We start from the raw sequence: 13,766 nt of genomic DNA, 5'->3' as shown, positions 1-13,766 counted from the left end.
GTGACGATGGGCCTGTCCCGCGGGACTAGTCCGGCCGGCATGTGCGACCCACATGTGCGACCCACCTGTGCGGCCAGGCTGCCTAGGGCAAACCATGAAGGCGGGGGGCAAGCCGCGACCTCTTAGCCGTCCCTATAATCGGGGCACAAAAAAGGGCCACAGAGCCCGCACAAGCCAGCGGCCCGGCTCGCCCGGAGCGCTGAGCACGCCACAATGGAGACAGAGGAAAATGCTGATGGAGGTTAGCCAGAGCCAGGCGGCCGCACACCTGTTCGCGCAGGCGACGGTGTCGCTGTCGGAGTTCAGCGCATTGCTGGGCAATATCTACCAGGGCCCGATGGAGCAGGTGCCATGGGGCAAGGCGCTGGAGCAGATCCGGCGCCAGCTCAATGCCAATTACGCCACGCTGATCCTGCGCTCGCCGGCCACCGATCGTCCCGGGCTGATGATCAACGCCTCCGAGCATGGCTCGACGCTGCCGGGCGAGACCTCCTACAACAACTACTACTACGCGCTGGATCCGTTCATCGGGCTGCCGTCGGACCGGGTGGTCACCATCGACGAGCATCTCGGCCCCGGCATATGGTGCAAGAGCGAGCTGTACCTGCAGTTCCTCAAGGATGTCGGCATCCGCTACATCCTGGGCGCCGACCTGCGCACCGACGACGGCGTGGAATGCCGCTTCCGCGTGTGCCGCGACCATGACGGCCCCGACTTCTCCGCCGCGGACAAGGCGCTGTGCACCTCGCTGCTGCCGCACCTGAAGCGCGCGGTGGATTTGCACTCGCGCCTGGATGTGGTCGAGTCGGAACGCACCGTCTACGCCAGCGCCATCGACCGCATGCTGGTGGGCATGGTGATCCTGGACGAGTCGGGCACCATCATCAAGACCAATGCCGCCGCCGACGAGATCCTCGGCGCCAAGGATGGTATCCGTGTCGCCAAGGGCGGCCTGGATGTCGAGTACGGCCAGGAGAACCGCAAGTTCCAGCGCCTGCTGCGCCAGGCCATGATGGGCCACCTCGGCACCGCGCCGGCGCTGATGGAAGCGATGTCGATCACGCGCCCGTCCGGCAGCGCCAGGCTGGGCGTGCTGATCCGCACCATCCCGCTGAGCGAGTGGTCCGAGGACAACCGCAAGCGCCCCGCCTGCGTGGTCTTCATCCGCGACCCCGAGCGCCGCTCGCAGGCCTCGCACGAGGTGGTGCGCCAGCTGTTCGACTTCACCCCCGCCGAGACCCAGCTCGCGCTGCAGCTGGCCAACGGCCTCACGCTCGATGAAGCCGCGGACGAACTCGGCATCAGCAAGAACACGGCACGCGCGCACCTGCGCGCGATCTTCTCCAAGACCGGCGTGACCCGCCAGGCCACGCTGGTGCGCATGCTGCTGAGCAGCGTGATCTCGCTGGGCTAAGGCAAGGCGTCAGGGCTTTGCGCTGAGCACCAGCGCAAAGCCCTCCGGCGTGCGCAATACCGCGCGCGTCTCGTGCGGTCCCTGCGCCGCGGGCTGCGCCACGCTGGCGCCAGCTGCCACCAGCCGCGCCATCGCCGCGGCAATCTCGACTCCCTCGTCCACCTTGAAGGCCAGCGCCGGCTGGTCCACCAGCCGTTCCTCGCCGGCCACCAGCGCCAGCGTGAGCGCGCCCGCGTCGAGCGCGCAATAGCGGTTGGCGTCGCGGAACTTGACCGGCAGTCCCAGTGCTTCGGTGAAGAACGGCAGCGCGGCGTCGATGTCCGCAACGGGGTAGAGCAGCAGCCTGGCTTGCATGGTGTCAGTTCCTTTCGATAGGCGCGGGCGGATTGCCCGGTGCCCATGATAGGGACGCGCCCGGCGCGGCTCATAATCCAATCAGACGATGTTGCGACGTCTTGCGCCGACCACACTGCGATCACGCAGGCCGCTTCCGGCCCAAGGCGCAGCGCCTCGCAGTGCCCCGGATGCGGTCTTGTACCGACCAAGCGAGAGGGGACTGCAATGCGTTTTTCGTTGATCTATGAAGCCCAGACCGTCGATGCCTCGCGCGCCGGCGACCACAAGGTGTTCGATGAAATCATGGAACAGGTGGTGCTGGCCGAGGACATGGGCTTCGACGTGGTCTGGGCGGTCGAGCACACCGCGCTGACCAACTACGCGCACATGAGCGCGCCGGAAACCTTCCTGGCCTTCGTCGCCGGGCGTACCCAGCGCATCGGCATCGGCCACGGCGTGGTGTGCTTGCCGCCGGCGATGAACCATCCGGTGAAGGTGGCCGAGCGCATCGCCACGCTCGACATCCTGTCCGGCGGCCGCGTGCACTTCGGCGTCGGCAAGGGCGGCACCCAGCAGGAGGCCGGCACCTTCGGCTACGACCTGAACAGCCTGCACCCGATGATCGACGAATCGATGTACCTGATCCCGAAGATCATGACGCAGGACGAGATCGAGCACGACGGCGAGTTCATCAAGATCCCGCGCCGCCCGATCCATCCCAAGCCGCGCCAGGACCCGCACCCGCTGATGTACCTGGCCTGCACCAATGCCGACACGCTGCAGCGCGCGGGCGCGCGCGGCATGGGCGCGCTGGTGCTCGGCTTCGGCGGACCGGAGGATGTGGCCAAGAAGAACGAGATCTACCGCGCCGCCTGGGAAACGCGCAAGCCGGAAGACCAGGTGGGCTTCCGCCCGCACCAGCACCTGGCGGCGCTGTGCCCGACCATCGTGCTGGAAGACGGCCTGGCCGCGCGCAAGATCGGCATCAAGGGGCAGCGCTATTTCATGGAGTCGCTGTCGTACTGGTATGCCGGCGGCGAGCGTCCCGATCCGTCGGCCTGGGACGACGAGCATGTCACGGCAACCGATGCACAGGGCAAGGCGGTGATCAACACGAAGTTCGCGTCGGAGAAGGTGTCGGTGGACTTCAGCGATCCGTCGATGATGATGCTGAACCCGAACCACGCCTACGGCACGGTGGAGGACTGCATCGGCTACGTGCAGCGGCTGATCGATGCCGGCGCCGATGAAATCCTGTTCATCTGCCAGATGGGCACGGTGCCGCAGTGGGCGCAGCTGGAGACCATCCGCAATATCGGCGAGCACGTGATTCCGCATTTCCGCAAGCAGGGCAGGAAGCTGCGGGCGCTGGCCTGAGTCGAGATGGCGCTGGTTTGCTGGTGGTTTGCTCCCCTCTCCCGCTTGCGGGAGAGGGGCGGGGGTGAGGGCGGGCGTTTGCAATAGCGACGGCCTGCACTTCGTTGATGCTCCGGCCCTCACCCCAACCCTCTCCCGCAAGCGGGAGAGGGAGTATGCAGGCGGAAGTTGGAAGGCTCGAAGCAATCATCCGCTGCGGGTTTGCTCCCCTCTCCCGCCTGCGGGAGAGGGGCGGGGGTGAGGGCCGGCGTATCCACGAAGCCGCGCGCGCGTTCGCGATAACAGCTAGTCCCAACAGACGATGGCACGCCGCCGCGCCGGTGCAAACATCGATGCCAGCCACAAAACCAGGCCAACAAGGAGACCGCGGTGCATCACGACAACCATCCCAAGGAACTGGCCGCGCGCCTGATCGCGCGCGCCGAGCAGATGATCCCGGCCCTGGCCCAGCGCGCCGCGCAGGCCGAGGCCGACGGGCGCATTCCCGCCGAGACCATTGCCGAGATGCAGGCCGCGGGCTTCTTCAAGGTGCTGCAGCCGCGCCGCCACGGCGGCTATGAGCTGGACCCGCAGACCTTCTTCCGCATCCAGATGGCGCTGGCCCGCGGCTGCATGTCCACCGCCTGGGTCTACGGCGTGGTCGGCGTGCACAACTGGCAGCTGGCGCTGTTCGACGAACGCGCGCAACAGGAAGTGTGGGGCAACGATCCCGCCACGCTGATCGCCTCGACCTACATGCCGGTCGGCAAGGTCACGCCGGTGGAAGGCGGCTACCGCTTCTCCGGCCACTGGAAGTTCTCCAGCGGCAGCGAGCTGTGCGACTGGATCTTCCTGGGCGGGCTGGTGCCGCCGGCCGAGCCCGGCGGTGCCTATGACTACCGCACCTTCCTGCTGCCGCGCTCGGACTACAAGATCGTGCGCAACTGGGACGTGCTGGGCCTGCGCGCGACCGGCAGCCACGACATCGTGGTCGACGACGTATTCGTGCCCGACTACCGCACCCATCGCGCCGTCGATGGCGCCATGGGCACCAGCCCGGGGCTGGCCGTCAATGACGTGCCGCTGTACCGGCTGCCGTTCGCGCAGATCTTCGTGCGCGCGGTCTGCACCGCCTGCATCGGCGCGCTCGAAGGCACGCTGGATGACTTCGTCGCCTACGCCGACGGCCGCGTCAGCAGCAATGGCGGCGGCAAGACCGCCGAAGACGGCGGCGCGCAGATGGCGTGCGCCAGCGCGCAGGTGGCCATCGACGAGATGCGGGCCATCCTGGAGCGCAACTTCGACGAGCTGCTGGCGGTGGCGCGCGACGGCGGCCAGATCGACACGCCGCGCCGGCTGCATTTCCGCTTCCAGTCGGCGCAGGTGGCGCAGCGCTGCGCGGAGCTGGCCAACGGCCTGCTGCGCTATGCCGGCGGCAACGGCATCTACCGCAGCAACCCGATGGTGCGCCGCTTCCTGGACCTGCATGCGGCGCGCGCCCACTATGCCAACAACCTGGACCGCTTCGGCCAGAACCTGGGCGGCGTGATGATGGGCCGCGCCAATACGGACTTCTTCATCTGAGCCGCGCCGGCACGAGGAACCAACATGAGCCAGAGCAGAGCGCGCATGCAGCCCAGCGAGTTTGACGTGGTGGTGGTTGGCTCCGGCGCCGGCGGCATGCTGGCCGCCTGCCGCGCCGCCGATCGCGGCCTGTCGGTGGTGGTGCTGGAGAAGAGCAGCCAGTATGGCGGCACCTCGGCGGTGTCCGGCGGCGGCATCTGGATTCCGCTGAACCACCATATCGCGCCGGCGGGCGGGCACGACGACTACGCCAGCGCGCTGGAATACATCCTCGCCTGCACCGGCGAGCACGGCGACCCGGAGCGCATCCGCGCCTATCTCGAACAGGCGCCGCGCATGCTGCAGTACCTGGAGCAGCAGGCCGGGGTGCACTACTACACGCTGCCGCGCTACGCCGACTACTTCCAGAAGCTGCCGGGGGCGATGCCGGGCTACCGCGCGCTCGACCCGATGCCGTTCGACGGCGCGCAGCTGCGCGAGGAGTTCGACCGGCTGCGTCCGCCCTCACCGGGCACGCTGGTGGGCGGCCGCGTGGCCGTCACCTCCGGCGAGGCGCACGCGCTGCTGTGCCGCTCGCCAGGCTGGCTCGGGCTGGCGGTGCGCCAGTTCGCCCGATACTGGCTCGACCTGGGCTGGCGCCGCAAGACCCGGCGGGACCGCCGCCTCACGCTCGGCAACAGCCTGGTGGGCGGCCTGCGGCGCGCGATGATGGATCGCGCGATCCCGCTGTGGCTCGATACCGCCTTGCAGGACCTGATCGTCGAGGACGGAGCTGTGCGCGGCGTGCGCGCCGTGCAGGAGGGACGCGTGGTGGAGATCCGCGCGCTGCGCGGCGTGATCCTTGCCGCGGGCGGCTTCGAGCGCAACCAGGCCATGCGCGAACAATACCTGCCGCAGCCCACCCGTGCCGCCTGGAGCGCGACACCGCCCAACAATACCGGCGATGCCATCCGTGCCGCGCAGGCGGCCGGCGCCGATGTGGCGCTGATGTCCCACGTCTGGGGCGCGCCCACGGTGCAGGTGCAGGGCGAGGAAAAACAGCGCGCGCTGTTTATCGAGCGCGCCATGCCGGGCTGCCTGGTGGTGAACGGGCAGGGCCGGCGCTTCGTCAACGAGGCCGCGCCGTATTCCGAGTTCGTGCCGGCGATGTACCGCGACCACGAACAGACCGGATGCAGCGTGCCGGCCTGGATGGTGTTCGACGCCACCTTCCGCCACAAGTACCCATGCGGGCCGATCCTGCCCGGCTCGGTGATGCCGGACCGCAGCATCCCCGCCAGCCTGTCGGGCATCCTGGTGCGCGCCGACACGCTCGCGCAGCTGGCGCAGAAGATCGGCGTGGATGCCGATGGCTTGGCCGCCAGCGTCGCGCGCATGAACGACTACGCCGCCACCGGCGTGGACGCGGAGTTCGGCAAGGGCGACAACCTGTTCGACACCTATTACAGCGACCCGGCGGTACGGCCCAACCCCTGCCTGGCGCCGATCGGCAAGGCCCCGTTCTACGCGGTGCGGCTCGACGCCGGCGATATCGGCACCAAGGGCGGACTGGTGACCGACGCCAGCGCGCGCGTGCTGCGCGATGACGGCAGCGCCATCGCCGGCCTGTTCGCCATCGGCAATACCAGCGCCGCGGTGATGGGCACCAGCTATCCCGGCGCCGGCTCCACGCTGGGCCCGGCGATGACCTTCGGCATGATCGCCGCGGACGTGATTTCGCAGCATGCGCGGCAACCCGCCGCCATGCACCCCGCTCAACCTGTACAGGAGGCTCTATGAGCGCCAGACCCGAACCTAGCGCCGAAGCCGTTGGCGCGCTGCGCGATGACATGCTGAAGGCGATGCGCCGCATGGCCCGCTCCGTCGCCGTGATCAGCTGCCGCCACGGCGAGCGCCGCTATTCGATGTCGGTCACCGCGGTCGATTCGCTGTCGGCCGATCCGCCTTCGCTGCTGATCTGCATCAACCGCAATTCTTCGATCTACCCGCCGCTCGATGCCGGCGCGGACTTCTGCATCAACCTGCTCGCCGCGGACCACCGCGATATCGCGGTCGACTGCAGCGGCCGCCTCAAGGGCGAAGCGCGCTTCACCAGCGGCGAGTGGGAAGACGACCTGCTGGGCGTGCCGTCCCTGCGCGATGCCCAGGCCAACCTGTTCTGCCAGCAGGACGGCCGCTTCGACTACGGCACCCATGCGGTCTTTATCGGCCGGCTGCGCGAGGTCAGGCTGGCGGGCGAGGTCTCGCCGCTGGTCTACGTCGACGGCGCCTATACCACCTCCGCGCCGCTGGGCGCGCTGTGTTCGGCCTGACCCGGAGCGAGCACCAGCATGGCTCAAGACGCCGTCACCCCCGTCCACGCCCCGTTGCGGCTCGATGACCCCGACGCGCATTCCTGGCAGGCCGCCTGCGATGCCGTGGTGGTCGGCTTCGGCGCCGCCGGCGCTTGCGCCGCGCTGGAAGCCGCGCATGGCGGCGCGCGCGTGATCGTGGCGGAACGCTTCGAAGGCGGTGGCGCCAGCACCAGAAGCGGCGGCGTGGTCTATGCCGGCGGCGGCACGCCCTACCAGCGCGCCGCGGGCTTTGACGATACCCCGCAGGCCATGGCTGGCTACCTGCGCCAGGAAACCGGAGGGGTGGTCAGCGACGCCACGCTGCAGGACTTCTGCGAGAACAGCCGCGCGATGCTCGGCTGGCTGGAAGCGCTGGGCGTGCGCTTTGCCGCCACCGTGCCGCCGCGCAAGACCTCGTATCCGGCGCAGCCCTACTACCTGTACTACTCCGGCAATGAAGCGGTGCCCGCCTACGCGCAGCATGCCGCGCCCGCACCGCGCGGGCACCGCGTCAAGGGCCCCGGCATGTCCGGCCGCACCCTGTATGGCGTGCTGCGCCGCGCCGTGGAAGACAACCGGCAGATCACGGTGATGCGCCAGTGCGCGGCGCGGCGGCTGATCGTGGACCGCGACGGCGCGGTCGTCGGCGTCGAACTGTGGCAGCTGCCGCCGGGCCGTCACCAGAAGCTGCATGCGCGCCTGGCGCGCCTGGCCGAGCGCCTGCACAACACCATGCCGGCGCTGGCCGACCGGCTGCGCGCGCAGGTGCTGCAGCTGGAGCTGCGCCACGCGCAGCCGGTCGCGGTGCGCACCGGCGCGGTGATGCTGGCCACCGGCGGCTTTATCTTCAACCGTGCCATGGTGGCGCGCCATGCCGGCAAGTACCAGCAGGCCTGGCGCCTGGGCGCGACCGGTTGCGACGGCAGCGGCATCCGCCTCGGCGAGTCGGCCGGCGGCGCCACCCGGCACCTGGGGCGCGTGTCGGCGTGGCGCTTTATCAATCCGCCGTTCGCGTGGGCGCGCGGCTGCGTGGTCGATGCGCACGGCACACGCATCGGCAACGAGGAAACCTATGGCGCCACCCTCGGCCACGCCATCTGCGAACGGCACGGCGGGCGCGCCTGGCTGGTGCTGAACCGCGCGTTGGCGCGCGAAGCCCTGCGCGAATGCCTGGGCGGCCGGCTGTGGGCATTCCAGGCCTTGCCCGCGGCATTGCTGATGCTGGCCGGTGCGCGCCGCGCCGCCAGCGTCGAGGCGCTGGCCGGCAAGCTCGGCATGCCCGGGCAGGCGCTGCGCTCGACCCTCGACGCCTATAACGCCGCGGCGCGTGGCGAAAGGCCCGATCCGGCCGGCAAGTCAGCGGCCATGTGCGCGTCGCTCGAGGCCGGCCCGTGGCTGGCCATCGACATCTCGGCCGGCAGCCGGGTCTTCCCGTGTCCGGCGATCACGCTGGGCGGGCTGGCGGTGGAGGAATCCAGCGGCCGGGTGCTGGCGGCAGCGGGCGGCGCGCCGATACCCGGCCTCTATGCGGTGGGCCGCACGGCGGTCGGCATCGCATCCAATCACTACGTAAGCGGCCTGTCGCTTGCCGACTGCATCTGGTCGGGGCGCAACGCGGGCCGCCATCTTGCACAACAGCCTGCCGGCCACCTCATCGACGGAAGGCAGGCGCATATCCACCAGGAGACTACCCATGAGCCGACGTACTGAAGGAAAGATTGCGATCGTCACCGGAGCCGCCAGCGGCGTCGGCAAGGAAGACGCCTTGCTGCTGGCGCGCGAAGGCGCGCGCGTGGTGCTGACCGACGTGAACGAGGAAGCCGGCCATGCGCTGGCGCGCGAGATCGGCGAGACCGCGCTGTTCGTGCCGCACGACATCGCCAGCGAAGCCGGCTGGCAACAGGTGATGGCGCGCACCGAGCAGCGCTTCGGCGCACCCAGCGTGCTGGTCAACAACGCCGCCATCCTGATGCTGGGGACGGTCGAGGAAGCCACGCTCGAGCAGTGGCAGCGCGTGATGCGCATCAACGCCGACGGCTACTTCCTGGGCTGCAAGTACGGCGTGGCGGCGATGAAGGCGGGCGGCGGCAGCATCGTCAATATGTCGTCGGTGGCGGCGCTGGGCGGCATGGGCGCGTTCTGCGCCTATAGCGCCAGCAAGGGCGCGGTGGCCGCGCTGACGCGCGCCGTGGCGGGCCATTGCAAGCAGAGCGGCTACCGCATCCGCTGCAATTCGATCCATCCGGACGGCATCCTGACGCCGATGACCGCGGCCTTCCTGCCCGGCGGCGCCACCGCGCTGCCCGAGGAAGTCGGCGGCGCCGAGCCGATGCAGCGTATGTGCCATCCGCGCGATGTGGCCAACCTGGTGCTGTTCCTGGCGTCGGACGAGTCGCGCTTCATCAACGGTGCGGAACTGCGCATCGACAACGCCCAGACCATCATGGGCGTGGCCTGAGCGCGCCCACCGCAGAGAAGGACATCATGGCGCCAGTGCAATTCCATCGGCTGCAGATTGCCGAAGTGGTCGCGGAGACGGACCAGGCGCATTCACTGGTTTTCGCGCTGCCGGAGGGGCTGCGCGAGACCTTCGCCTACCGCCCGGGCCAGTTCCTGACGTTGCGCGTGCCCGTCGACGGCGTGCCGCTGCAGCGCTGCTATTCGCTGTCCAGCTCGCCGGGCGTTGACGGCGCGCTGCGCGTGACCGTCAAGCGCGTGCAGAGCGGGCGCGTCTCCAACTGGATCTGCGACCATCTCGGCGCCGGCGATACGGTCGAGGCCATGCCGCCCGCCGGCGTGTTCACGCCGCCAGCGCTGCAGGGCGATTTCCTGCTGCTGGCGGGCGGCAGCGGCATCACGCCGGTGCTGTCGATCGCCAAGGCGGCGCTGCGGCACGGGCGCGGCGCGGTCACGCTGGTGTATGCCAACCGCGACGAACGCTCCATCATCTTTCGCGAGGCGCTGGCGGAACTGGCGCGCAGCCATCCCGGCCGCCTGCGCGTGATCCACTGGCTGGACAGCGTGCAGGGCCCGCCCACGCAGCGCCAGATCGAGGAACTGGTGCGGCCGTGGAGCATGGCGCAGTGCTTTGTCTGCGGTCCCGGGCCGTTCATGGACGGCGCCCAGGCCGCACTGCAGGCGCTGGGCGTCCCGCGCGGCCAGCTGCACGTAGAGCGCTTCGTCTCGTTGCCCGACGCGCCGGCGGCCACGGCGCCAGCCAGCGTGGCCGTGACCGAAGCTGTCGTCTGCGCGCCTGCGATGCGCGGCGCGGCCCTCACCGTGCAGCTGGACGGCGCGACCCACCAGGTTGGCGTGGCGCCCGACGAAACCGTGCTCGACGCGCTGCAGCGCGCCGGCGTGGCCGCGCCCAACTCCTGCCGCGCCGGCTTGTGCGGCGCCTGCATGTGCCAGGTGACGCAGGGCGACGTGACGCTCGGCGAAAACCATGTGCTCGACCGCGCCGACCTGGAGGCGGGCTGGACCCTGGCCTGCCAGGCGCGCCCGGCCAGCAGCGAGATCCACCTGAAGTTCCCGGATTGACATGACTCCATCTGACACCCTCGACGCCATTGTGGCACCGGCCGGCATCGAAGCCGCGGCAAACGACAGCATCGCCGAGACCATTCCCGAGCTGCTGCGGCGCGCTGCCAGCCGCCACGGCGAGCGCATCGCCATCCAGGAAGACGGGCTGCGCCTGAGCTACGCCGCGCTCGACGACAGCCGCATCCGGGCGGCGCGCGCGCTGATGGCGCTCGGCGTGCAGCCCGGCGACCGCGTGGCCCTGTGGGCGCCGAACTTCTCCGAGTGGATCATCGCGGCGCTGGCCACGCACAGCGTGGGCGCGGCGCTGGTGCCGCTCAATACGCGCATGAAAGGGGCCGAAGCCGGCGCGGTGCTGGCCGACAGCGGCGCGCGCCTGCTGTTCTGCGTCGACGGCTTCCTCGGCGAAAGCTATCCGCAGATGCTGGCGCCGCATCGCCCCGGCACGCTGGAGCGGCTGGTGATCCTGCGCCCGGGGCAGGGCCGGGCCGCCGGCGCGGACGAACTGACATGGGACGATTTCCTGGCGCTGGCGTCGCGCACCGAGCCGGCGGCATTTGCCGCGCGCGAAGCCGGCGTGCGCGGAGACACGCCGATGGACATCATGTTCACCTCGGGCACCACCGGCCGGCCCAAGGGCGTGATGACCGCGCACGCGCAGAACCTGCGCGCCATCGACGGCTGGGCCGCCATCACCGGGGTGCGGGCAGGGGACCGCTACCTGATCGTCAATCCGTTCTTCCATACCTTCGGCTACAAGGCCGGATGGCTGGCGGCGCTGTCGCGCGGCGCCACGGTGCTGCCCCACCTGGTGTTCGACGCCGAGGCCGTGATGACGCGCGTGGAGAACGAAGGCATCACGGTGCTGCCCGGTCCGCCTACGCTGTACCAGACGCTGCTCAATGCGCCGCGCCTGCGCGAGTTCGACCTGTCCTCGCTGCGCGTGGCGGTGACCGGCGCCTCCGCGATCGCCCCGGCGCTGATCCAGCGCATGCGCGACGAACTGGGCTTCGACACCATCATCACCGGCTACGGCCTGACCGAGTCGTGCGGCTTCGCCACGCTCACGCGCGCCGGCGACGACGCCGAGACCGTTGCCGGCACCTCCGGCCGCGCGATGCCCGGCATCGAGATCCGCTGCATCGACGCGCAGGGCCAGCCGGTGGCCACCGGCGAACCGGGCGAAGTGCTGGTGCGCGGCTACAACGTGATGCAGGGCTATTTCGGCCTGCCGGAAGCCACCGCCGAAGCGGTCGACAGCGACGGCTGGCTGCATACCGGCGACGTCGGCACGCTCGATGCGCGCGGCTACCTGCGCATCACCGACCGCATCAAGGACATGTTTATCGTCGGCGGCTTCAACTGCTATCCGGCCGAGGTGGAAAAGCTGCTGGTGGCGCATCCGGCCGTGGCCCAGGTGGCGGTGGTGGGCATGCCGCACGACCGCCTCGGCGAGGTCGGCCGCGCCTACGTGGTGCTGCGCCACGGCGCGCGCGTCGACGCCGACACGCTGATCGCCTGGGCGCGCCGGCACATGGCCAACTACAAGGTGCCGCGCGAGGTGTTGTTCGTGACCTCGCTGCCGGTCAGCGCGGCGGGGAAGGTGCTGAAGTACCAGTTGCGGGCATCGTGACGGGGGGATACGCCATGACGGACATGAAGTCGCTTGCGCAACGCCTGGAGCGGCTCGAAGCCGCCGACGCGATCCGTGCGCTCAAGCTGCGTTACCTGCGCGCCTGCGACGACAAGGACCCCGGGGCCATGCGGGCGTGCTTTGTCGCCGACGGGGCCCATATCCACTATGACCGGATCGGGACCTTTGCGGGACGCGATGCGCTGGTGCAGTGCTTTGCGGAACTGGCCTGCCGGCCCACGCTGCGGGAGATGCATTTTGCGGGGCAGGGGGATATCCGCGTGGGAGATGACGGCACGGCGCAGGGGAGCTGGGACCTGGCTTACCTGGCGCTGGATGATGCCAGCGGGACGCGGACGTTCCTGACTGGGCGCTATGTGGATGAGTATGTGCGGGTGGAGGGGGCCTGGGTGATCCGGTCGACGGTGTTTACGACGGGGTTGTTGTCGGTGGGGACGTAGGCTGACGGCGCTCGAGCTGGCTGGCGCCTGCCGATTGTTTGTTCCTATCTCCGCAAGCGGGAGTTGGAAGGCCCGAGGCAACGATCCTGCCGAGGGTTTTCTCCCTCTCCCGCAAGCGGGAGAGGGAGTACACAAGCGGGAGTTGGAGGGCCTGGGGAGAGTTGGCGCGTCCCAGGCGCCAACGCGTCCCAACCCTATTCCACAATCGCCGGATGCACCGCCGGCGGGCCGCCCAGCGCCTGCCGGTACGACGGCGGTTGCACGCCTTCGGCATCGACGATGCCATAGGCCAGCGCCGCCTCCGCCCCGATCAGCACCTGCCCGGACTTCTCCATCAACCCCGGATCCCGATACAGCGCGTCGATGATGCGCCCCGTGAACTCCGGCGTCTCCGCCACCGGCGCGAAGCCCGCGTACTTGTCCGGATGCTGCTCCCATACCCGCAGCGTGCGCGCCGTGCGCAGCGGCCCCATCCACAGCGACACCGCCGCCACGCCGTAGGGCCGCAGGTCGACCGCCATGTCATGCGCGAACTTGTCGATGCCCGCCTTCTGCGCGCCGTAGGCAGGACCGTGCATATAGCAGTTGGCGCCAAATGACGAGGTGAACACGATCAGCCCGCGGCCCTGCGCGGTCATCATGGGCGCGGCATGCCAGCTGGCGACGTAGCCTGAGCGCAGGCCCACGTCGAGGATGCCGGCCATCTCCAGCGGCTTCTGCCAGAACGGCCCCGGCATGATGAGTTCGTCGTGCAGGAAGGTCGCATTGTTGACCAGGATATCGATCCGGCCGGATTCCTCGCGCACACGCGCGAACAGCCGCGCCACCTGCTCATCGTCGCGATGATCGCACGCGAGCGCGATGCCGCGCCCGCCCAGCGCATCGATCTCGCGTGCCGTGGCGTGGATGGTGCCGGGCAGCGGCGCGCTGCCTTCCTGCTCGGTGCGGCCGGTCACGTACACCGTAGCGCCCGCCGCACCGAGCGCCAGCGCGATGCCCTTGCCGGCACCGCGCGAGCTGCCCGTGACGACGGCGACGATGGCCTGTTCCACCTGCTTCATGTGTGTCTCCTGTGTCATGGATGCCATCGAAGCTTGGGGCGGGAACGG

The 13,766-nt window shown here is 69.7% G+C and carries 12 protein-coding genes; 10 read left to right on the top strand and 2 right to left on the bottom strand.

What is annotated here, in order from left to right; all coding sequences use genetic code 11:
- The first annotated feature begins 229 nt into the window (after positions 1 to 229).
- Positions 230 to 1,414 (top strand): helix-turn-helix transcriptional regulator, encoded by a 1,185-nt coding sequence (locus tag GA0116996_RS12565; RefSeq protein WP_092311598.1) that lies wholly within the window; start codon positions 230 to 232, stop codon positions 1,412 to 1,414.
- 9 nt (positions 1,415 to 1,423) lie between these two features.
- Here the strand turns inward: GA0116996_RS12565 and GA0116996_RS12560 are convergent, their stop codons facing one another.
- Positions 1,424 to 1,768: a VOC family protein gene (locus tag GA0116996_RS12560; RefSeq protein ID WP_092311595.1), complete on the bottom strand. Its 345-nt coding sequence runs from the start codon at positions 1,766 to 1,768 to the stop codon at positions 1,424 to 1,426.
- Positions 1,769 to 1,975: 207 nt separating this feature from the next.
- On the opposite strand from GA0116996_RS12560, the gene GA0116996_RS12555 reads away from it, so the two are divergent.
- The 9 genes from GA0116996_RS12555 (at position 1,976) to GA0116996_RS12515 (ending at position 12,657) form a co-directional block, all read left to right on the top strand.
- Positions 1,976 to 3,127 (top strand): LLM class flavin-dependent oxidoreductase, encoded by a 1,152-nt coding sequence (locus GA0116996_RS12555; protein WP_092311592.1) that lies wholly within the window; start codon positions 1,976 to 1,978, stop codon positions 3,125 to 3,127.
- A gap of 369 nt (positions 3,128 to 3,496) precedes the next feature.
- Positions 3,497 to 4,690, top strand: coding sequence for a flavin-dependent monooxygenase (locus GA0116996_RS12550; RefSeq protein WP_092311589.1), 1,194 nt, complete (start codon positions 3,497 to 3,499; stop codon positions 4,688 to 4,690).
- A gap of 24 nt (positions 4,691 to 4,714) precedes the next feature.
- Positions 4,715 to 6,469 carry an FAD-dependent oxidoreductase gene (locus GA0116996_RS12545; RefSeq protein WP_092311586.1) on the top strand — a complete coding sequence of 585 codons (1,755 nt, stop codon included), beginning with the start codon at positions 4,715 to 4,717 and terminating at the stop codon, positions 6,467 to 6,469.
- Entirely contained in the window at positions 6,466 to 7,002 is a 537-nt protein-coding gene (locus tag GA0116996_RS12540) for a flavin reductase family protein (protein WP_092311583.1), read from the top strand. The genes GA0116996_RS12545 and GA0116996_RS12540 overlap by 4 nt, the downstream gene beginning before the upstream one ends.
- Positions 7,003 to 7,020: 18 nt before the next feature.
- A complete protein-coding gene (locus GA0116996_RS12535; RefSeq protein WP_092311581.1) occupies positions 7,021 to 8,733 on the top strand; it encodes an FAD-binding protein in 1,713 nt (570 codons plus the stop codon).
- Positions 8,717 to 9,481, top strand: coding sequence for an SDR family oxidoreductase (locus GA0116996_RS12530; RefSeq protein WP_018009071.1), 765 nt, complete (start codon positions 8,717 to 8,719; stop codon positions 9,479 to 9,481). Before GA0116996_RS12535 ends, GA0116996_RS12530 begins: the two co-directional genes overlap by 17 nt.
- Before the next feature lie 26 nt (positions 9,482 to 9,507).
- The gene (locus GA0116996_RS12525; protein ID WP_092311578.1) at positions 9,508 to 10,563 is read left to right on the top strand and encodes a ferredoxin--NADP reductase; all 1,056 of its coding nucleotides are present in this window, start codon (positions 9,508 to 9,510) and stop codon (positions 10,561 to 10,563) included.
- Between the two features lies 1 nt (position 10,564).
- Positions 10,565 to 12,196 carry a FadD3 family acyl-CoA ligase gene (locus GA0116996_RS12520; RefSeq protein WP_092311575.1) on the top strand — a complete coding sequence of 544 codons (1,632 nt, stop codon included), beginning with the start codon at positions 10,565 to 10,567 and terminating at the stop codon, positions 12,194 to 12,196.
- Positions 12,197 to 12,210: 14 nt separating this feature from the next.
- Positions 12,211 to 12,657: a nuclear transport factor 2 family protein gene (locus GA0116996_RS12515; protein WP_092312271.1), complete on the top strand. Its 447-nt coding sequence runs from the start codon at positions 12,211 to 12,213 to the stop codon at positions 12,655 to 12,657.
- A gap of 194 nt (positions 12,658 to 12,851) precedes the next feature.
- Here the strand turns inward: GA0116996_RS12515 and GA0116996_RS12510 are convergent, their stop codons facing one another.
- Positions 12,852 to 13,718, bottom strand: coding sequence for an SDR family NAD(P)-dependent oxidoreductase (locus tag GA0116996_RS12510; protein WP_092311572.1), 867 nt, complete (start codon positions 13,716 to 13,718; stop codon positions 12,852 to 12,854).
- Positions 13,719 to 13,766: the final 48 nt, after the last annotated feature.

The organism is Cupriavidus alkaliphilus (assembly GCF_900094595.1).
GTDB classification, from domain to species: Bacteria; Pseudomonadota; Gammaproteobacteria; order Burkholderiales; family Burkholderiaceae; genus Cupriavidus; species Cupriavidus alkaliphilus.
The sequence above is the reverse complement of the archived record's forward strand: the minus strand, read 5'-3'. Positions and strand labels throughout refer to the sequence as shown.

What these genes read in the sequence shown, in the direction of transcription:
- GA0116996_RS12535 (WP_092311581.1), top strand. Translation starts at nt 7,021, where the DNA reads ATGGCTCAAGACGCCGTCACCCCCGTCCACGCCCCGTTGCGGCTCGAT.
- GA0116996_RS12545 (WP_092311586.1), top strand. Translation starts at nt 4,715, where the DNA reads ATGAGCCAGAGCAGAGCGCGCATGCAGCCCAGCGAGTTTGACGTGGTG.
- GA0116996_RS12560 (WP_092311595.1), bottom strand. Translation starts at nt 1,768, where the DNA reads ATGCAAGCCAGGCTGCTGCTCTACCCCGTTGCGGACATCGACGCCGCG.
- GA0116996_RS12520 (WP_092311575.1), top strand. Translation starts at nt 10,565, where the DNA reads ATGACTCCATCTGACACCCTCGACGCCATTGTGGCACCGGCCGGCATC.
- GA0116996_RS12530 (WP_018009071.1), top strand. Translation starts at nt 8,717, where the DNA reads ATGAGCCGACGTACTGAAGGAAAGATTGCGATCGTCACCGGAGCCGCC.
- GA0116996_RS12515 (WP_092312271.1), top strand. Translation starts at nt 12,211, where the DNA reads ATGACGGACATGAAGTCGCTTGCGCAACGCCTGGAGCGGCTCGAAGCC.
- GA0116996_RS12510 (WP_092311572.1), bottom strand. Translation starts at nt 13,718, where the DNA reads ATGAAGCAGGTGGAACAGGCCATCGTCGCCGTCGTCACGGGCAGCTCG.
- GA0116996_RS12525 (WP_092311578.1), top strand. Translation starts at nt 9,508, where the DNA reads ATGGCGCCAGTGCAATTCCATCGGCTGCAGATTGCCGAAGTGGTCGCG.
- GA0116996_RS12540 (WP_092311583.1), top strand. Translation starts at nt 6,466, where the DNA reads ATGAGCGCCAGACCCGAACCTAGCGCCGAAGCCGTTGGCGCGCTGCGC.
- GA0116996_RS12555 (WP_092311592.1), top strand. Translation starts at nt 1,976, where the DNA reads ATGCGTTTTTCGTTGATCTATGAAGCCCAGACCGTCGATGCCTCGCGC.
- GA0116996_RS12565 (WP_092311598.1), top strand. Translation starts at nt 230, where the DNA reads ATGCTGATGGAGGTTAGCCAGAGCCAGGCGGCCGCACACCTGTTCGCG.